Source organism: Faecousia sp., from assembly GCF_048519415.1.
Classification (GTDB): Bacteria; Bacillota; Clostridia; order Oscillospirales; family Oscillospiraceae; genus JAZOXB01.
Genome location: NZ_DBFZUT010000011.1, coordinates 53701 through 73579, shown reverse-complemented (window position 1 = coordinate 73579; position 19879 = coordinate 53701). Strand labels below are relative to the sequence as shown.

The window sequence follows — 19879 nt, the reverse complement described above, 5'->3', positions numbered from 1 at the left end:
GACTTCCGTGCAGGTCCGCTTCAGCGAGTCGTTCTCTGTCCGGTTTGAACCGGAGCGGGCGAAAGACCGCTCGATCTGCCTCTCCTTCGACGGCGACGATTTCCGCGCCGTGGAGGGCCCCGGCCTTCAGAACGTGGAATATACCCGCTCCACCGTCGAGGCGACCGGCGAAAATATGCAGTATGAAGTGGGTATTTCGACCGGCACGAGAACCTATCTGGAGGTAACGGGCAGCGGCGAGAGCCGCGTCCGCTATGAGCGGGACGGCAAAAAGGGATATTTCACCGCGCAGGACGCCCCGTTTACCGTCGTGCTCCGGGACCGGGACCAGCAGGAGCCGCTGGATACCATGGAATTCTCCGCAGGGGAGACCTGCACGATCCGCATCCGCGACGGCGTCCCGTCATTTGCGCGCTAGATCGGGGATGCCCCCAAGGTTGTCATTGCCCTCCTTCAAACGAAGCAGGCCCCCAAGTTTGTCATTGCGAGGCTCCGCAGGAGCCGTGGCGCCCTGAGCGCGCAGCGCGAAGAAGTGCCCTTGGGGTGCAATCTCGCGGTACAAGCCGGAGCATGGGAAGGCCCCCGGCGAATTCGTTATTGCCTGCATGAGATTCCCACGTCGCTTCGCTCCTCGGAATGACAAGTCGGAGGTCAATACCGTTTTATCGTCAACCTGTGCCGGCTGTCAGTGCGCCTGACGATCCGGAACCCATGGGGCGCGCAGGATGATGTAGAGGTGGAGGTAGAGCCATGAAAAGAATAGTCCTGATTCTGTTGGTTACGTTCTTGTTATGTACACTTATCATCTTTTCTGCAGCATGTGAAAATCATCAGGAGCAGCCCGCGATGCAGATCGAGCTGGCTGTCAACAGCGCCTGCCGCGTGGAAAATGCCGCCGGGCAGAGCCTGACGTTCCGCAATGGGGCATGGGAGGGTGATATGGCGGCATCCAGCGTATCTGTGAATGGCTTTGACGATACGACGATGACGCTGGAAATTCCGTACACCGAGGCGCTGCACTATACGCACGAAAGCGGCGAGAGCCGGTTTTCCGTGCTCCGGGGACAGGAGAGCATTCTGCTTTCCGGCGACGGGATCGATGAGGTTCGCGTTACACCGGATTCGCTGACGGTCACGGGCAGCGGGATGAACTACCGGCTGAAAGTCGCACGGAGCGAGCCGGAAAGGCGCACACTGGCCCTTTCGGGCAGTGCGGCCGGGGAGCTTTCTCTGAATTTCACGGATCGCGACTGCACCGTGCAGAGCGATGCTGCGGTTACCTATGCCCTGAGCGGCGATTCCAATTCCCCCTTTCTCCGGGATACCGTTGCCGCGGAGTCCAAACTGACGATCCGGGACCCATGGGGCGCGCAGGAAGACGTAGTGGTAAAAGTTGATTCATAAACGACAAATCCAGAACATATGGATTTTGATTATACAGAAACCCATCCAATCATAACATCTGATTTGCACCTGCAAATTTGATATTTTTCATCAGGAGGAAACCGAAATGAGTGTATTAACCGATCTCATCTATGGCGGCTCGCATGCCGTCGCCGGTCTGACTGAGGGCGCCGTCAACGACGCAATCGCCAAATTCGGCGCAGACAAGGCCATTGCCTTCCCCGACACGGCCTACTTCTTCCCCACCATCTACGCCGCAACGGGCGTGAAGGTGGCCAAGCTCGGCGACCTGCCCGCCTGCGTGGGCGTGCTCAAGAGTCTCATCACCGATCAGGAGGACCTCGGCCAGGCGCTGAACGCCGGCCTTGCCACTGCCGTCGGCGCGGAGATCCTCGAGGGCCTGAAGTATCTGGACGGCGCGGACCCCTATGCCAACGAGACGGGCATCGGCTTTGTGCCCGATCCCGTCATCCGCTCGCTGGGCGTCCCGCTCGTCACGGGCGACATCCCCGGCGTGGCCGTCGTGCTCGGCAAGGCCGACAATGCCGCTGACGTCGTGTCCGTCGTCAAGGACTACCAGTCGAAGGGCATCCTGACCTTCCTCATCGGCGGCGTCATCGACCAGTGCGCCGAGGGCGGCGTGAAGATGGGCCTCGAGCTGCGCGTCGTGCCGCTCGGCCATGACGTCACCGCCGTCATCCACGCCGTCACCGTCGCCATCCGCGCGGCCCTGATCTTCGGCAACGTCCAGCCCGGCGACCTGCCCGGCCTGCTGAAGTACACGAAGGAGCGCGTCCCCGCGTTCGTCAATACGTTCGGCGCGATCGACAATGTCGTCGTCTCCGCGGGCGCAGGCGCCATCGCCCTGGGCTTCCCGGTCGTCGTCGACATCGACCTCGGCGAGAATCAGGTCCCCGGCGCGCTGGAATCCGTGCTGGATCACAGCCTGACCGTCAAGCACTCCCTCGAGCTGCGCAACATCAAGATCAAGACGAAGGAGCTGCCCATCCCTGTCGCCTTTGCGGCCGCCTTTGAGGGCGAGATCATCCGCAAGGCCGACATGCACACCGAATACTGGTCCGGCAAGAACGCCACGGCCGAGCTCGTGCTCATGCGCGATCCGTCCGAGATCGAGGACCACAAGATCACCATCCTCGGCGACGATATGGACGGCGGCGAGAAGAACTACGCCCTGTGCACGTTCATCGAGGTCGCGGGCGCGAAGATGCAGGCCGATTTCGAGTCCGTCATCGAGCGCAAGATCCACGCCTGGTTCAACTACATGGAGGGCGTCATGCACACCGGCCAGCGCAATCAGGTCCGCGTGCGCGTTTCGAACGACGCCTTCGCCAAGGGTCTGCGCCTGAAGCACTTCGGCGAGGTGCTGTATCATATGATCATGGACGAATTCGACGCCGTCGTCGATAAGTGCCAGGTCACGTTCTACACCGAGGAAGCCGCTGCCGAGAAGTTCCGCGACGAGGTCGCCATGCCGCGCTACAACGAGCGCGACGACCGCCTGCTGTCCATGACGGATGAGTCCGTCGACCGCTTCTACACCTGCATCCTCTGCCAGAGCTTCGCCCCGGCGCACTGCTGCGTCGTCACCCCGGAGCGTCTCGGCCTGTGCGGCGCCGTTTCCTGGCTCGATGCCAAGGCGACGAACGAGCTGAACCCGCAGGGCCCGTGCCAGCCGATCTTCAAGGAGGGCTGCCTCGACGAGCGCACCGGCCGCTATGAGTCCGTCAACAAGATGATCCAGGAGGCCACGCACGGCGCGGTCGAGAACGTCACGCTCTACTCCATCCTCGAGGACCCGATGACCTCCTGCGGCTGCTTCGAATGCATCTGCGGCATCGAGCCGGTCTCGAACGGCTTCATCGTCGTCAACCGTGAGTATAAGGGCATGACCCCCGTCGGCATGACCTTCGGCGAGCTGGCCTCCTGCACCGGCGGCGGCGTGCAGACGCCGGGCTATATGGGCCATGGCCGTCACTTCATCTCCTCGAAGAAGTTCATCGCCGCCGAGGGCGGCATCGAGCGTATCGTCTGGATGCCGAAGGAGCTGAAGGACGACGTCGCCGAGCGCCTGAACCGCACCGCCAAGGAGCTGTACGGCATCGACAACTTCACCGATATGATCGCCGACGAGACGATCTGCGAGGACTGCGAAGCCCTCATGGACTTCCTGACCGAGAAGAACCACCCGGTCCTCGGCCTCGAGCCCCTGATGTAAGACCCGCAGCGCGGCGGGCGGCCCATCCCGCCCGCCGCGTTTTTCGAAACATGCGCACTTTGCAGGGGCGGGGACAGCCAGGCCCGGCGCTGCACCTGCGCAAGAAACAGGCTGCCGTTAAAATGGTATGCACCGATTGCGTCTGCAGCGGCGCTCGTTGTGCAAGGCCGCCGCGCGAGAGAAAAATGTAGCGGCGCTCAGCGAGCGCCATGCAGGCTGGCAATGGTTGCGGCACAAATTCAGCGGCGCAAGGCCTCCAGATTTGTCATTGCGAGGCCCCGAAGGGGCCGTGGCAATCTCGGGAAGGCAGTCACGATTTTGTCGGAACTTGCCTGTTATCCACCCGGGTCCTGCGAGATTCCCACGTCGCTTCGCTCCCCGGAATGACAATTCGGGGCCTTGCGCCATAGAAACGATGCCGAAAACAACCAAATCGTTCCCCCACTGCCTGGGATTTCAAAAACGAAAAGGAGCACACATATGAAATATGCAGCCAGATTTCTGGTCGTCGTTCTGCTGCTGAGCCTGTTTACCCCGTGCCTGCAGGCAGAGGATGCCCTTCCGTTTACCTATGAGATCAAGAACAACGAGGTCATTTTGACCTCCTATACTGGCCCGGATTCCGGAACGGTGGTGATCCCCGATGAGATCGAGGGCCTGCCGGTCACGACGTTTGGGAAAAATCTCTTCGCCGGACGATCGTCGCTGGAATATAATTTGCCGAAATATCTGCGGCGCATTTTACCGGGGGCTATGCCGCTGGATGGAAAAGAAATTACGATCCCGTCCACTGTTACGGAGATAGCGCCGGATAGCATTTGGAGAGCTAAGGCGATTCATTGCGAAAGATATTCAACTGCTGCACAGTATGCTGATGTCGAAGGTATCCCCGTTGTATATACGGATGACGCAACGTCCGGACAGGAGATCAAAGCAGATGGATTTACATTTTGGGTCAAGAACGGGGAAGCTACTTTGGTCAGGGCGGTTTCGGAAGAAAGATGTACATTGTATATACCGGATCATATTTATGAATATCCTGTAACACAAATAGCATCTTATACAACGAGAAACAACGTGAAAGATACTTACCATCAAGATATTTATACTTCTATTGTTATCCCTGCAACGGTCCGGCGTATTGACAGTTATGCTTTTTTCTACCGAAATAATTACAGTCGTATTCGCAGTATATACTTATGTGAAGGCGTTCAGTCTGTCGGAAACTATGCACTTTATCAAAGTGACATTCAGGCAGATACTGTTTATCTGACGCTGCCGAACAGCCTGCAGGAGTTCGGCAGGGACGAGGAGCAGCTGTGGAATTCCCGCTATATCCATGTATTTGCTGCCGAAAACTCTGTCGGTGCTGAATATGCAAGTCGTGCGGCAGCAACGTTTCACAACAACCATGCTGCAGACGGCACAATTACGGGGAACTATGCTAATATGGATTTCCGAATCCAGAATGGAGAAGTAACGATCATTAAATGCGATAGTGCATGCGGCTCCATTGATCCGTTTCTGCCCAGCTACATTGATGGATATCCGGTAACTGAACTTGCGTACCTTTCCCTTTTGACAATAGATAGGATCAGTTCTTCGGCATATGCCGTTCTCCCACCGACGCTGAAGCGGCTCGATTATGATGTTTTTGGGGTCTCGCCGGAAAATCATCTCCTGCTCTACTATCCCGGAACGCCCGCAGAGAAACTGGTCCAGTATCAGCGCTACCCCTACGCCAATATCTATGATGTGCTGGCACTGCCGTATCAGGATGTGCAGCAGGGCGACTGGTACTACAGCGCAGTTTCGTTCGCCTACTATAATGGACTGATGAACGGCGTTGCAGACATGCTGTTTGATCCGAATGGAACGATGACCCGCGCCATGCTGGTAACGGTGCTGTGGCGTCTGGACGGCGGCTCGGCCGACGGGACCTCGCCCTATACGGATGTGCCGGAAGGAACATGGTATACGGACGGTGTCATCTGGGCCACGGAGAACGGAATCGTAAACGGCGTTGGTAACGGCAAGTTCGATCCGAATGGGACTGTGACCAGAGAACAGATCGCCACGATCCTGTATCGCTATGCTGCCTATCGCGGCGTGGACGTCAGCGACCGCGCATCGCTGGACCTTTTCACCGATGCTGGTGCGGTTTCCGATTATGCAAGAGCGCCGATGCAGTGGGCCGTTCAGACGAAGCTGATCAGCGGCAGACTGGATCATAAGCAGCTCTACCTTGCCCCGCAGAGCGGCGGTACCCGCGCGGAGGTTGCTACCATCCTCATGCGCTTCCTGATTAATTAAGATACACCAAAGGAGTTCCATTTATCATGCTGATCGATTTTTCGAAGATCGAAGAAGTTCGCGTTCCCAATTTTAAGGGCGGCGAGAAGGAGCTGCTGAAGAAGGCCTATGCCGACGGCCGGAACTGCATCATGCTCGACCGCCTCATGCCCGGTGCTTCCATCGGCAGGCACACCCACGAGACGAACAGCGAGATCATGTACATCGTCTCCGGCACGGCCACGTTCACCGTCGGCGACACCGTCGAGACCGTGCAGGCCGGGCAGTGCCACTATTGCCCGAAGGGCGGCACGCATATGCTCCAGAACCGCGGCGACGAGCCGCTCGTGTTCTTCGCCGTCGTCACGGAACAGTAAAGGCAGCACCGCATAACGGAATGATGCGGTGCTGCTTAACCGCGCGGCGTGCCTCCGCTGCGCAAGACCCCGCGCGGGGGACCGGCCTGCCGGTCCCCTTGCCGGGCAATATCCGAAGGGAAGAGATTGGAGGATATTAGGATGAGAGATCCGCTGCCCCGCGTGCAGCGCGGCCTTGCCGCTGCCCTGCGCGACCGCCGCACCCAGCTCAGCGCCGCTGCCTTTGTGCTGACGGCGCTTGCCTGCTATCTCTATGTGCTGGTCGGCAACATCAATAACTACGACAACATCGTCTGCACACCGGAGGGCTACGGAACGGGCCTGCGTTCCGGCCGCTGGATGCTGACGCTTCTGGGTGATACCGTCGGGCACGCCATGGGCAACTTCAACCTGCCCCTGTTCAACGGCCTGCTCGGCCTCGCCTTTCTCGGCCTTGCCTGCCAGTTCCTCTGGCGCGCGCTGCATTTGCAGAAGCCGTGGCAGTGCGCCGTGCTCACGGCCATCACGGCGGCATGGCCCGCCGCGGCCTCGGCCATGCTGTTTTCCTTCACCGTGCACTATTACCTCTTCGCCGTCCTGCTGGCGGCCGTGGCCGTCTGGATGGCGGACCGGAGCGGCTGGGGCTGGCTTGTCGGCGCGGCGCTGACGCTCGCCTGCTCCATCGGTGTCTATCAGGCCTATTTCCCCCTTGCCGCCGCCCTGCTTGTGCTGCGCCTGCTGCAGCAGTGCCTCGACAGCGAGACTCCGTGGAAGACCGTCGCCCTGCGCGCGCTGCGCTTTGTCGGGGTGCTCGCGGCGGCAATGGTCGTGTATTTCCTGCTGCTGCAGCTGTGCCTGCGCCTCTATCACGAGACGCTCACGGCCTATCGCGGCATCAACAACATGGGCAAGCTGAACTTTGCCGAGCTGCCGCAGATGCTCGTGCGCTGCGTGCGCTGCTTCTACCTGCTGCCGAAGACCGGCTATGCCTTCCTGACGAATTCGCGGCTCATCCGCTGGGCCATGTGGGCCTCCCTGCTGCTGTCCGCCGTCAGCCTTGCGCTGGCATGGCGGGACCGCGACTGGAAGAAGATCGTCACGGTCGTGCTCCTGCTGGCTGCCCTGCCCATTGCGGCAAACGGCATTTTCATCATGGCCCCGGAAACGGCGACGCATACGCTCATGACCTACGGCGTCGTCACGCTGTTCTACCTGCCGCTCATCGTGGGCGACGGCCTGCGCTGGAGGCGCGACGCCGTGCGCCGGTGGGTCAGCCTGCTGACCTGCCTGTGTCTTGCCGGTGCGTCGGCAGGGTATGCATGGTTCTGCAACGGCTGCTACCGCACGAATTACTATTCCAATGAGATCATGGCGAGCTACTACACGTCCATGCTCACGCGCGCGCGCTCGATGGAGGGCTACACGCCCGATCTCGAGATCGTCTTTGTCGGTCAGTATGTGGAGGACCCGACACTGTGCGACCTGTGGAGCGGCACGCCGTTCATCATGGGCGGCCGCAGCACAGCCTCCGTCCAGATCAACGAATACGGCCGCCTGCGCATGATCGTGATGTCCACCGGCATGGGAACGCGCTACGCCACAGACGACGAGCTGGCGCAGTACGCAGACAGCATTGCCGCTGCCCCGAACTACCCCGCCGACGGCTGCATGTGGATCGAGGATGGCAAGCTGTTCATCCGTCTCTGCGACCCGAGCACGGTATATTATTATTGAGTCCCGGCGTCGTTTCCCGGTTGACAGCCGCCCTGTCCGATGCTATAATCAGAATCGATATAACAGTACCGATATTGACGCCCCGGCTGCACCTTGTAGGGGAGGGGACAGCCAGGCCCGGCGCTGCACGGACGGTTGGTACAGTGTATCGTTAAAATGGTGACAGCCCCCGACTTGTCATTGCGAGGAGGCCGTAGGCTGACGTGGCAATCTCGGGAAGGCAGTGCAGTTCGTACAAGCTGTCGTTAAAATGGTGTGCACCGATTGCGTCTGTAGCGGCGCTCACTGCGCAGCCGTTGGCGGCTTTGCCGCCTTACGGATGCGGCGTGCCCCTTGCGGGTACTGAGCGCCTATGGCAGTTGCAAATTTCCGGCTGCTCCGCCGACCGTACCCGCCGTTGTAGGGGCGGGGCATGCCCCGCCCGGCGCTGCACGAACGACTCGTACCGGCTGTCGCTAAAATGGCAAGCACTCCCAAATTGTCATTGCGAGGCCCCAACGGGGCCGTGGCAATCTCGCAGTACCATATTGGATAACAAGTAGGCCTCGGCGAAAACGTAACCGGTTGCAGGAGATTCCCACGTCGCTTCGCTCCTCGGACTGACACATCAGGGTGGTGCGGCGGTGCACCAGCGCCCTTACGCGATTGAATATTCCTGTACAAGGCGCTCACTACCCGCAAGGGGCACGCCGCATCCGTAAGGCGGCAAAGCCGCCAACGGCTGCGCAGTGAGCGCCGCTACAGACGCAATTGGCGCACACCGTTTTATCGGCAGCCTGTACGAATCGGCAGCATTGCGCCGGGCCCGGCTGTCCCCTCCCCTACAACACGCGGCCGGAGGCTTTCCGCATTCTTCATTTTTCAGTCTTCAGTATTCCTTCATTTCCGTGCCCCTCCCCTGCAACGCACGGCTGGCGGCCTCGCTCAACTTTTCCATTTGCCTCTCCCTGCATAATCTGAACCCTCCCGCCCCGGCGGAATATAGAATTTAGGAGAATCACCGATCATGTTTGAACTGACCTTCCAATTTGAAAACGATGAAAAGCCCGTTGTGATCTCGGTCTCCCCGGAGGAGAGCGTGCTCGACGCCGCGCGCAAGGCCAACGTCGCCATCGATGCGCCGTGCTCCGGCAACGGCTCATGTGGCAAGTGCCGCGTGAAGCTCGTCTCCGGCGAGCTGACCGGCCCGCAGACGGCCCATATCTCCGACGAGGAGTATGCAGACGGCTGGCGCCTTTCGTGCTGCATGCACGCGGCGTCCGACGCCGTGGTGCTCGTGCCGGACATCGCCTCGGCCTACCGCAGCCGCATGAAGACGGCCGACCTGTCCAGCGGCGAGGAGATCCGTATCTTCGAGGAGCTGCTCGCGGGCGTCCAAGGTGCAGGCATCAGCCTCGGCAACGGCTTCCGCGCCGTCGACCTTCAGCTCGAGGAACCGACGCTCGACGACACCATGCCCGATAACGAGCGCCTGACCCGCGCGCTCGAGGCGCAGGACGGCATCGACGCCGTCCGCCTGCCGTGGTACGCCATGCGCCGCCTGCCGAAGGCCCTGCGCGACAACGCCTTTGCCGTGCGCGTCCTCGGCGAGCTGCAGAACGGTATTTTCACCGTTTTCGACGTGACCGGCCAGAACGACACCCTCCCGCTGTGCGGCGTCGGCATCGACATCGGTACCACGACGGTCTCCGCCGTGCTGTTCGACATGAAGGACGGCCGCCTGCTGTCCAAGGCGTCCGGCGGCAACGGCCAGATCCGCTACGGCGCGGACGTCATCAACCGTATCATCGAGCAGGGCAAGCCCGGCGGCCGCAAGAAGCTGCAGGACGCCATCCTCAAGGAGACGCTCGTCCCGCTGATGCAGACCCTGTGCAAGGATGCCAAGCTGCCGCCCGCGCGCATCGTGCGCCTGTGCGTCGCCGGCAACACGACGATGAACCACCTGTTCGTCGGCGTGGACGCCGATCCCGTCCGCATGGAGCCGTATATCCCCGCCTTCTTCCACTGGGACGGCCTGCGCGTGCACGACCTCGGCCTGCCCGCCCATCCGGACGCTGCCATCCGCCTTGCGCCGAACATCGGCTCCTATGTCGGCGGCGATATCACCGCCGGTACGTTCGCCAGCATGCTCTGGGATCGCGACGAGCTGTCCCTGTTCATCGACCTCGGCACGAACGGCGAGATCGTTTTCGGCAACCGCGATTTCATGGTCTCGTGCGCCTGCTCGGCAGGCCCGGCCTTCGAGGGCGGCGACATCTCCTGCGGCATGCGCGCAACGGACGGCGCGATCGAGTCCTGCGTCATCGATCCCGAGACGATGGAGCCGACGTTCGGCATCATCGGCGAGCCGGGCCAGAAGCCCGTCGGCCTCTGCGGCAGCGGCATCATCGATACGATCGCCGAGCTGTTCCACGCCGGGATCCTGAATTCCAAGGGCATCTTCGTCCGCGAGGGCAAGCGCGTCGCCCACGACCGCCACGGCTGCGGCCGCTACATCCTCGCCACGCCGGAGGAATCCGCCACCGGCCGCGAGGTCGCCCTGAACGAGGTCGATATCGACAACTTCATCCGCGCCAAGGGCGCGATCTACTCCGCCATCGACACGCTGCTTGCTGCCATGGATATGGACGAGAGCGTCATCGAGAGCTTCTATGTTGCAGGCGGCATCGGCAGCGGCATCAATATGCGCAATGCCGTCCGCATCGGTATGTTCCCGAACGTCCCGCTCGAGCTGTTCCATTACATCGGCAACTCGTCCCTCGCAGGCGCATATACCATGGCCCTGTCCGACGAGGCCAACGACCGCGTCGAGCAGGTCGCCCGCAACATGACCTATATGGAGCTGTCCACGCACCCGGGCTACATGGACGCCTTTGTCGCGGCCTGCTTCCTCCCGCACACCGACGCCGCGCGCTTCGCCTCGGCGGAATAAGGAGCCGTTATGCAGATCGAAAATCACAAGGAAGAGGTCCCGTTTGCCCACTATTGCGAGCGCTTCGCCGCGCTCGACCCGCAGGAGGCTGCCGCGCGCACCGGCACGCCGTTTGAGAACGGCGCGTTCCGCATCACCCTTCTCGGCCACCCCTACCGCATCACCCACCCGGAGTTCTCCATCTCCGGCGAGGGCGGAACGGCCCTGAAGAGCCTGCCCGCGCAGACGTTCCTGATGCGCTGGCTGCTGGAGGGAAAGCAGACCGCCGGATCACGCGATTTCCTGACCTTCCGCGAGATGCCGTGGGGCGAGCTGTATATCCAGCCGTTCACGGGCCGCGTGCTGCAGCGCGCCGCGTTCAGCTTCGGTACGCGGCTGGAGGCCTTCCGCGCCGCCTGCACCGCCATGGGCGGCCTGCCCCTGCAGGCCGGCGACGCGGGCTTCGAGTTCACCCTGCTGGGGAACTACCGTCTGCGCATGCTCCTGTGGGCGGGCGACGACGAATTCCCGCCCAGTGCCCAGCTGCTCTACAGCGCGAACTTTGTCGACGGCTTCGCGGCCGAGGACCGCGTCGTCGCAGGGGACCTGCTGTGCAACGAGATCAAGGCGAATCTGTAAAGAAAGCGAAGGCCAGAGAGGCGCACTCCGGAAGGAAGTGCGCCTCCGTTATATTCGCCTGACGGCGAGTGAAATTGTCCTTCGGACAGTGATAGGATGCTTCGCATCGTGATATTGCCTGCGGCAGTTTCACCGGCGAATATAATATCACAAAAGCCGCGAGGCTTTTATATCACTTTCCGAAAGGAAAATATCACTCCGGGCAAAGCCCGGAACATCACTTTTGTCCATAGGACAGTGACCGCCATGCAGGCTGGCAATATGCGCCGTCAAGGCCTCCAGGTTTGTCATTGCGAGGAGGCGCAGCCGACGTGGCAATCTCGGGGAGGCACTGCCGATTTGTACAGGCCACCGTGAAAACGGTATGCACCAATTGCGTCTGTAGCGGCGGTCAGTGACCGCCTTTGGCAGCTGCAAATCTGGAGGTATTTCCGGCGAATGTGTAAGGCTCCCAAGCTTGTCATTGCGAGGGCGCTTCGCGCCCGTGGCAATCTCGCAGTACCCGGTTGGATAGTGGGGCAGCTATCGGCGAAAACGCAACTGCCTTCCCGAGATTGCCACGGCCCCGTTGGGGCCTCGCAATGACAATTCGGGGGACTGTTTCTGTTTTAACGCTGCCCTGTTCGGCTCGGCAGTGCAGCGCCGGGCCCGGCTGTCCCTTCCCCTGCAGCGCCCCGTCGATGCCCTGTGCAGCTTCCCATTTTTTGCACCTTCTCCTTCAAAATCTTCCCGCCCCTGTCCCCTGATCTTGCACATTGTGCCGCCCATCCGTCATCCGGCGGCCGGACATCGGAATTCGTGCAAATCCGCGAAAAAAAGGAAAATTTTACGCAAATTTTTGTTGACAAGAACCGGATATGGTGATATAATCCGAACCGATAAAAACATATCGATTGTTTTTATACGATACCGTGAACCACTCCAACGGGCAGCGGTATGACAAAACTCATCCCGCCGGTGCCATTCCGACGGCCCCGAGCAAATTTTTTGGAAGGAGAACATCCATCATGAGTTTTAAGTCTGACATCGAAATCGCACAGGAAACCACCATGCAGCCCATCACCGAGGTCGCCAAGACCGCGGGAATCGACGAGAAGTATCTGGAGCAGTACGGCAAGTACAAGGCCAAGGTCGACTACAGCATCCTGAAGGAAGAGACCCACACCCAGGGCAAGCTCGTCCTCGTCACCGCCATCAACCCCACCCCCGCAGGCGAAGGCAAGACCACCACGACGGTCGGCCTGGCCGACGGTATGCGCAAGCTCGGCAAGAACGTCCTTGTCGCTCTGCGTGAGCCGTCCCTCGGCCCGGTCTTCGGCGTCAAGGGCGGCGCGGCCGGCGGCGGCTATGCGCAGGTCGTCCCGATGGAGGATATCAACCTCCACTTCACCGGCGACTTCCACGCCATCGGCGCTGCCAACAACCTGCTGGCTGCCATGCTGGATAACCATATTTATCAGGGCAATCGCCTGAACATCGACCCGCGCCGCATCACCTGGCGCCGCTGCGTCGATATGAACGACCGTCAGCTCCGCTTCGTCGTCGACGGCCTCGGCGGCCGCGTCAACGGCACCCCGCGTGAGGACGGCTACGACATCACCGTCGCCTCCGAGATCATGGCAGTTCTCTGCCTGGCCTCCGACATCACGGACCTGAAGGCCCGCCTGTCCCGCCTGGTCGTCGGCTATACTTACGACGAGAAGCCCGTCACCGCCGGTGACCTGAACGCCCAGGGCGCCATGACCGCCCTGCTGAAGGACGCTCTGAAGCCGAACCTCGTGCAGACGCTCGAGCACACTCCGGCCTTCGTCCACGGCGGCCCGTTCGCCAACATCGCCCATGGCTGCAACTCCGTCACCGCGACGAAGATCGCCATGCACCTGTCCGACTACACCATCACCGAGGCCGGCTTCGGCGCTGACCTGGGTGCTGAGAAGTTCCTCGACATCAAGTGCCGCATGGCCGGCCTGAAGCCGAGCTGCGTCGTCCTCGTTGCCACCGTCCGCGCCCTGAAGTACAACGGCGGCGTGCCGAAGGCCGAGACCGGCGTCGAGAACCTCGAGGCTCTGGAGAAGGGCCTGCCCAACCTGCTGCAGCATGTCGGGAACATCACCAAGGTCTACAAGCTGCCGTGCGTTGTGGCCATCAACCGCTTCCCGCAGGACACCGAGGCCGAGCTGAAGCTCGTCGAGGATAAGTGCCGCGAGCTGGGCGTCAACGTTGCTCTGTCCGAGGTTTGGGGCAAGGGCGGCGAAGGCGGCATCGCGCTGGCCAACGAGGTCATCCGTCTGTGCGACCAGCCGAACGACTTTACCTTCTCCTATGAGCTCGACAAGCCCATCAAGGAAAAGATCCGCGACATCGTCACGAAGATCTACCATGGCGACGACGTGGCCTTCACGCCGAACGCCGAGAAGCAGATCAAGGCTCTGACCGAGCTGGGCTACGACAAGATGCCCATCTGCATGGCCAAGACGCAGTATTCCTTCTCCGACGATCCCACGAAGCTGGGCGCGCCGAAGGGCTTCACCGTCACCGTGCGCAATGTCAAGGTCTCCGCGGGCGCAGGCTTCCTCGTTGCCCTCACCGGTGAGATCATGACCATGCCCGGCCTGCCGAAGGTCCCCGCTGCCGAGCGCATCGACGTGGACGAGAACGGCAAGATTTCCGGCCTGTTCTAATTAAGAAAACTCACGAAAAATGCCATAAACTCCGGCGGAATCCCCGCCGGAGTTTTTCGGATTCCCTGCCCACGGCGCAATGCTGACGATTCGTATCGGCTGCCGATAAAACGGTACGCACCGATTGCGTCTGTAGCGGCGGTCACTGACCGCCTTGTACAGGGCCATTTAACCGCGCGAGGGCGCTGGTGCACCGCAGTACTACCCTGACGTGTCATTGCGAGGAGGCCGCAGGCCGACGTGGCAATCTCGCAGTACCCGGCTGGATTACGGGAAAGCCATCGGCGAAATTGCGACTGCCTGCACGAGATTGCCACGGGCGCAAAGCACCCTCGCAATGACAAATCTGGGAGCATTGCGCGGTCGACGATGGTGCTATCAAACGTGCAGCTGTCAATGGCGCTCACTGAGCGCCGCTACATACTCCATCGGCGGCTTTCCGCACAATATGCCGCAGCATGCCCCAGCGGCGGCCGGTTCAACCCCCTCACAAATTCAAAGGAGAATATTCTTATGGATATGACGACAAAATCCTGCCGTGAATTTGTCACGGTCCTTGCTTCCAACGAGCCCGCTCCCGGCGGCGGCGGCGCGGCGGCCCTTGTCGCGGCGCTCGGCACCGCGCTGGGCAACATGGTCGGCTCCCTGACCGTCGGCAAGAAGAAGTATGCCGATGTCGAGGCCGAGATCCTCGCCCTGAAGGGCAAGTGTGATCTGCTGCAGAATGAGCTGCTCGATCAGGTCCCCGCCGATGCCGAGGGCTTCGTCCCGCTGGCCAAGGCCTATGGCATCCCGAAGGACGATCCCAACCGCGCCGCGGTGCTTGAGGACGCCACCGTCACCGCCTGCAGGGTCCCGATGCACATCATGGAGCTGTGCTGTGAGTCCATGGATGCCATCGCCGTCTTTGCTGCGAAGGGCAGCCGCCTCGCCGTGTCCGACGCGGGCTGCGGCGCCGTCATTGTCAAGGCCGCCCTGCAGGCCGCGTCCCTGAATGTCTTCATCAATACCAAGACGCTTCAGAACCGCGAAAAGGCCGAGGAAATGAACGCCTATTGCCTGAAGATGCTCGATTCCTGCGGCAAAAAGGCCGACGAGATCTTCGAGACCGTCAAGAACGGCTTCTTCAAGTAATATAACATAATGCAGCCTCCGTAGGGGCGGGGCATGCCCCGCCCGGCGCTGCACCTGCGCAATAAACGGACTGCCGTTAAAATGGTGAAGACCAAAGGTTTGTCATTGCGAGGCCCCAAAGGGGCCGTGGCAATCTCGCAGTACCCGGTTGGATCACTGGAAACTCCCGGCGAAATCGTAATTGCCTGCGTGAGATTGCCACGTCGCTTCGCTCCTCGCAATGACAAACTTGAGAGCCTCATGTCGCAGAAATAAGGCGGTGCATGTCGCCGGCCCTTCCAAATTTCAAACCCAAATCTTATCTCAAAAAGGAGAAATATATCATGGCAAAGCAGTTACTGGGCAAAGAAGTTACCGATGCACTGAATGCAAAGCTCATCGAGCGCGCCAATGCGCTGAAGGAAAAGGGCGTCGTCCCCACGCTCGGCATCGTCCGCGTGGGCGAGAACCCCAGCGACCTGTCCTATGAGAAGGGCGCAACGAAGCGCGCCGAGCTCATCGGCATCAACGTACAGAAGTTTGTCCTGCCGGAGGATGCCTCCAAGGAGGACCTGCTCAAGCTCATCGACGAGATCAACGCCAACGACGCCATCCACGGCGTTCTGATGTTCCGTCCGCTGCCGAAGCATCTCAAGGCTGACCAGAATGAGATCTGCAACCGCCTCGACCCGAAGAAGGACGTCGACTGCATGACCGACCTGTCGAACGCCGGTGTGTTCGAGGGCCGCAGCGATCTGGGCTTTGCCCCCTGCACCCCCGCCGCCTGCATGGAGATCCTGGACTACTACGGCATCGACTGCAAGGGCAAGAACGCCGTCGTCATCGGGCGCAGCCTCGTCGTCGGCAAGCCTGCCGCGATGATGCTCATGGGCAAGAATGCCACTGTGACCGTCTGCCACACCAAGACCGTCAACACCGCTGAAGTTTGCCGCAAGGCCGATATCCTCGTCTCCGCAGCGGGCGTGCTGAACTCCCTGACGAAGGACTATGTCCGTCCCGGTCAGGTCGTCATCGACGTCTCCATCAACTGGGATGAGAACAAGCCGAACGCGCGCGGCGGTCTGGGCGCCATTGCGGGCGACGCGGTCTATGCCGAGGTCGAGCCGATCGTCGAGGCCATCACCCCCGTCCCCGGCGGTGTGGGCAGCGTGACGACGTCCGTCCTCATGAAGCATGTCATCGAAGCTGCCGAGCGCGTCTGATTTTCGGACGGGAAAGTTGAGAGAGAATCATGCATAAGCTGAAGCAGCTTTCGGCGAGCAGCTTCCTCAGGCTTCTGTTCGCCGCATTTACCTTCGCCTTCTTCTGCTCCGCCTTCATCGCGCCGGACCGCGCGGAGATGTTCACCGGTCTGCGCCGCATCATGACGGAGTCCTCGAAGGTCTCGACCAACTATTTTGATAACGGCGGCTACGCCGGAACGTTCCTGAACGCGGGCCTCGTCTGCCTCGTCCTCACGGCCCTCTACAGCCTGCCGAAGGTCAAGGTCAATGCCACGTCGTGCCTCGCCTTTCTGCTGACGGCCGGGTTCTGCTTCTGGGGCGTCAACATCCTGAACCTCTGGTTCGGCTTCCTAGGCGTGCTGCTGTACTGCCTGGTCAAGCGCGAAAATCCCGTGAACCAGATCAACGCCATGGTCTTCACGACCGGCATCTGCCCGCTGTTCACGGACCTGATGATCCGCTATCCCCATGCGGATGTCGTCGGCTTCCGCTGGCAGGGCATCCTGCTGGCGGTCGCCATCGGCCTGTTCATCGGCTTCTGCCTGCCCGCCGGGCTGGCCCACTCGCCGAAGATGCACAAGGGCTATGACCTCTATTCCGCCGCGGTGCCCGTCGGTCTGACGGCCTTCTTCGTCCGCGCCCTGCTCTATCAGGCGCTCGGCGGCACGCTGCCCGGCGGCGCGAGCACCGACCTCGGCGTCTCGAGCTGGAATGTGGCCAATGTGTTCTGCTTCGGCGTGTTCGGCCTGTGCATTGTCGGCGCGCTCGTGCTGGGCTGCCGCCCGAAGGACTACTGGCGTCTGCTCCGCGACCCCGGCTACAGCGTCGACTTCTCGCAGAAGTACGGCAATGCCGCGTTCCTGATGAACGTCGGCGTCTACGGCCTGTTCATCGTGCTGTATTATAATCTGGTCGGCGCGACGTTCAACGCCGTGACGTTCGGCTGCATCTTCTGCATGCTGGCCTGCTGCTGCTCCGGCAGCCACCCCGTCAATGTCTGGCCCATCATGGTGGGCTATGTTGCCGCGTCGTTCCTCGGCAAGTGGTTCTGTGTCGGCGAGGCCTATACGCAGGCCATCAACGCGCAGGCCATCGTCGTCGGCCTCTGCTTTGCAAACGGTCTTTCGCCGATCTCCGGCCGCTATGGCTGGCCGTTCGGCATCCTCGCCGGTATGCTGCATTTCACGCTCGTCACGAGCGTGCCCCTGCTGCACGGCGGCTTCTGCCTGTATAACGGCGGCTTCACGGCGGCGTTCGTGTGCATGTTCTTCATCCCGGTCTTCGAGCACTTCTTCCGCACGAAGGAGGAGCGCAAACTGGCGAAGGCAGAGCGCACGGCAAATTCCCAATAATGCTGACGGGCCGCCCGGGATAACCCCGAGCGGCCCGCATTGTCAGGGCGCTGCACCGCCGCCCCGTACCGGCTGCCGTTAAAACGGCATGCACTGATTGCGTCTGTAGCGGCGGTCAGTGACCGCCTTTGGCAGCTGCAAAGATGGAGGCATTCATGGCGAACGTGTAATGCCCCCAAGTTTGTCATTGCGAGGAGGCCAACGGCCGACGTGGCAATCTCGGGAAGGCACTGTCGATTTGTACCGGCTGTCGTTAAATGGCAAACGCCGAAGTATGGGTGTAGCGGCGCTCAGTGAGCGCCTTGCAGGCTGCAGGTTTGGTGGCATCCCGCCGACCGCACGCGCCTTGTAGGGGGCGGCGTCCTCGACGCCCCGCCGCGTAAAGTTACCGTATTCGCCGGGAGTGCCCTGTGATCCAGCAGGGTACTGCGAGATTGCCACGTCGCTTCGCTCCTCGCAATGACACGTCAGGGTGGTGCGGTGGTGCACCAGTGCCCTCCTGCGGTTGAATATTCCCCTGCAAGGCGCTCACTGAGCGCCGCTACATGTTTCTCTCGCCCAGCGGCCTTGCGCAACGAGCGCCGCTACAGACGCAATCGGTTTGTATGCTTCACGCTCCACTCTGTCACTGCCCGCCGGAACATCCCGCTTTCTTTTCCGTCTAACGGAATAGAACATCCAAGGAGGAATTTTCTCATGAAACAGCTCATTCCCGCGCTGCTGGCTGCACTCTGCCTGCTGCTGGCGTCCTGCGGCACGTCCCCTGCCGCCACGCTCCCCATGGGGACGGACGAAACGCCCGTCGAAAGCGAGGCGCCTGAATCCACCGGCCCGTGGGCGCCGACCGGCGAGCAGATGCAGAAGGAAAACGCCGTCACAGATCTGCTGAACGAGAGCGGCGAGGGCTATTCCTACCGCATCCCGCAGCTGAACTGCCAGACGCAGGATGCTGAGCTCATCAACACCGCCATTTCCGACGAGCTTATGCCGCTCGTCGACGAGGCCCATACCGCGCAGGCACAGGGCTATGACCCGACGTGCGTCGAGATCGGCTGGGAGAGCCACTGGTGCGGCGACGTGCTTGTGCTCCTCACCCACTCGTCCTACCCGAACGACTGCGCCTATCATCAGGTCTACTGCTTCGACCGCATCACCGGCACGCGTCTGACGAACGCGCAGATCCTCGACCTGTGCGGCGTGACGCAGGCGGAATTCGAGGCGGGCGCGGCCGATGCCGCCGAGCGCTGCTTCCGCTCCATCTATCCGGACACCATGGGCGACGACGCGCTCTGGCAGGAGCAGCTCGAATGGACGCGCAGCGCCGAAAACGTCAATGACGATATGATGATGTACCCCGACGAGAACGGAAAGCTCATGCTCCTGTCCCCCATCGGCTCCCTCGCCGGCGCGAGCTATTATGAGCATAGCTACCCGTTTGCGGAGTAATGTGCAGGCCTCCGGCCATGTGTTGTAGGGGAGGGGCATGCCCCTCCCGGCGACGCACTTGCAGCCCGTACAAGCCGCCGTTAAAATGGTAACGGCCCCCGATTTGTCATTGCGAGGGCGCTTCGCGCCCGTGGCAATCTCGGGAAGGCACTTGCAGTCCGTACAGGGCGTCGATAAAACGCACGGACCAATTGCGTCTGTAGCGGCGCTCAGTGAGCGCCATTGGCAGTCGCAAATATGGAGGCATTCATGGCGGACGTATAATGCTCTCAAGTTTGTCATTGCGAGGCCCCGAAGGGGCCGTGGCAATCTCGGGAAGGCAGTTACGATTTCGCCGATGGCTTTCCCACGATCCAGCCGGGTACTGCGAGATTGCCACGTCGGCCTTTGGCCTCCTCGCAATGACACATCAGGTGGTGCTGTGGTGCATCGGCGCTCTCGCGCGGTTGAATATTCCCCTACCGGGCGCTC

General features: G+C 61.1%; 13 protein-coding genes. All 13 read left to right on the top strand.

All coding sequences use genetic code 11. The features are described from left to right. Window positions 1-418 (top strand): hypothetical protein (locus ACMKFF_RS01470; protein ID WP_419495813.1); only part of this gene is annotated, 418 nt, incomplete at its 5' end. Window positions 419-750: 332 nt separating this feature from the next. Then, on the top strand, window positions 751-1404 hold the full coding sequence (locus ACMKFF_RS01465; protein WP_419495812.1) for a hypothetical protein: 654 nt from the start codon (window positions 751-753) through the stop codon (window positions 1402-1404). A gap of 106 nt (window positions 1405-1510) precedes the next feature. Further along, entirely contained in the window at window positions 1511-3640 is a 2130-nt protein-coding gene (gene acsB, locus ACMKFF_RS01460; protein WP_419495811.1) for an acetyl-CoA decarbonylase/synthase complex subunit alpha/beta, read from the top strand. A gap of 480 nt (window positions 3641-4120) precedes the next feature. Continuing rightward, the gene (locus ACMKFF_RS01455; RefSeq protein WP_419495810.1) at window positions 4121-5953 is read left to right on the top strand and encodes an S-layer homology domain-containing protein; all 1833 of its coding nucleotides are present in this window, start codon (window positions 4121-4123) and stop codon (window positions 5951-5953) included. A 26-nt stretch (window positions 5954-5979) separates the two neighbouring features. After that, the gene (locus ACMKFF_RS01450; RefSeq protein ID WP_419495809.1) at window positions 5980-6309 is read left to right on the top strand and encodes a cupin domain-containing protein; all 330 of its coding nucleotides are present in this window, start codon (window positions 5980-5982) and stop codon (window positions 6307-6309) included. 141 nt (window positions 6310-6450) lie between these two features. Next, window positions 6451-8022, top strand: a complete 1572-nt coding sequence (locus ACMKFF_RS01445) for a glucosyltransferase domain-containing protein (RefSeq protein ID WP_419495808.1) — start codon at window positions 6451-6453, stop codon at window positions 8020-8022. A 1006-nt stretch (window positions 8023-9028) separates the two neighbouring features. Then, window positions 9029-10954, top strand: coding sequence for a corrinoid activation/regeneration protein AcsV (gene acsV, locus ACMKFF_RS01440; RefSeq protein ID WP_418467913.1), 1926 nt, complete (start codon window positions 9029-9031; stop codon window positions 10952-10954). 9 nt (window positions 10955-10963) lie between these two features. Continuing rightward, the gene (locus tag ACMKFF_RS01435) at window positions 10964-11572 is read left to right on the top strand and encodes a DUF3786 domain-containing protein (RefSeq protein ID WP_367927181.1); all 609 of its coding nucleotides are present in this window, start codon (window positions 10964-10966) and stop codon (window positions 11570-11572) included. A 1007-nt stretch (window positions 11573-12579) separates the two neighbouring features. After that, entirely contained in the window at window positions 12580-14253 is a 1674-nt protein-coding gene (locus ACMKFF_RS01430; protein ID WP_419495807.1) for a formate--tetrahydrofolate ligase, read from the top strand. 513 nt (window positions 14254-14766) lie between these two features. Next, window positions 14767-15387: a cyclodeaminase/cyclohydrolase family protein gene (locus tag ACMKFF_RS01425; protein ID WP_419495806.1), complete on the top strand. Its 621-nt coding sequence runs from the start codon at window positions 14767-14769 to the stop codon at window positions 15385-15387. 323 nt (window positions 15388-15710) lie between these two features. Continuing rightward, window positions 15711-16589, top strand: coding sequence for a bifunctional 5,10-methylenetetrahydrofolate dehydrogenase/5,10-methenyltetrahydrofolate cyclohydrolase (locus ACMKFF_RS01420; RefSeq protein ID WP_349134610.1), 879 nt, complete (start codon window positions 15711-15713; stop codon window positions 16587-16589). A gap of 29 nt (window positions 16590-16618) precedes the next feature. Continuing rightward, entirely contained in the window at window positions 16619-17962 is a 1344-nt protein-coding gene (locus ACMKFF_RS01415) for a DUF1576 domain-containing protein (protein ID WP_419495805.1), read from the top strand. Window positions 17963-18658: 696 nt separating this feature from the next. Next, entirely contained in the window at window positions 18659-19408 is a 750-nt protein-coding gene (locus tag ACMKFF_RS01410; protein ID WP_419495804.1) for a hypothetical protein, read from the top strand. Window positions 19409-19879 lie beyond the last annotated feature (471 nt).

Bases quoted from the DNA above. Each gene is read 5' to 3' on its own strand.
- ACMKFF_RS01435 (WP_367927181.1), top strand. From the start codon at position 10,964: ATGCAGATCGAAAATCACAAGGAAGAGGTCCCGTTTGCCCACTATTGC.
- ACMKFF_RS01415 (WP_419495805.1), top strand. From the start codon at position 16,619: ATGCATAAGCTGAAGCAGCTTTCGGCGAGCAGCTTCCTCAGGCTTCTG.
- ACMKFF_RS01420 (WP_349134610.1), top strand. From the start codon at position 15,711: ATGGCAAAGCAGTTACTGGGCAAAGAAGTTACCGATGCACTGAATGCA.
- ACMKFF_RS01430 (WP_419495807.1), top strand. From the start codon at position 12,580: ATGAGTTTTAAGTCTGACATCGAAATCGCACAGGAAACCACCATGCAG.
- ACMKFF_RS01465 (WP_419495812.1), top strand. From the start codon at position 751: ATGAAAAGAATAGTCCTGATTCTGTTGGTTACGTTCTTGTTATGTACA.
- acsB (WP_419495811.1), top strand. From the start codon at position 1,511: ATGAGTGTATTAACCGATCTCATCTATGGCGGCTCGCATGCCGTCGCC.
- ACMKFF_RS01410 (WP_419495804.1), top strand. From the start codon at position 18,659: ATGAAACAGCTCATTCCCGCGCTGCTGGCTGCACTCTGCCTGCTGCTG.
- ACMKFF_RS01445 (WP_419495808.1), top strand. From the start codon at position 6,451: ATGAGAGATCCGCTGCCCCGCGTGCAGCGCGGCCTTGCCGCTGCCCTG.
- ACMKFF_RS01455 (WP_419495810.1), top strand. From the start codon at position 4,121: ATGAAATATGCAGCCAGATTTCTGGTCGTCGTTCTGCTGCTGAGCCTG.
- ACMKFF_RS01425 (WP_419495806.1), top strand. From the start codon at position 14,767: ATGGATATGACGACAAAATCCTGCCGTGAATTTGTCACGGTCCTTGCT.
- ACMKFF_RS01450 (WP_419495809.1), top strand. From the start codon at position 5,980: ATGCTGATCGATTTTTCGAAGATCGAAGAAGTTCGCGTTCCCAATTTT.
- acsV (WP_418467913.1), top strand. From the start codon at position 9,029: ATGTTTGAACTGACCTTCCAATTTGAAAACGATGAAAAGCCCGTTGTG.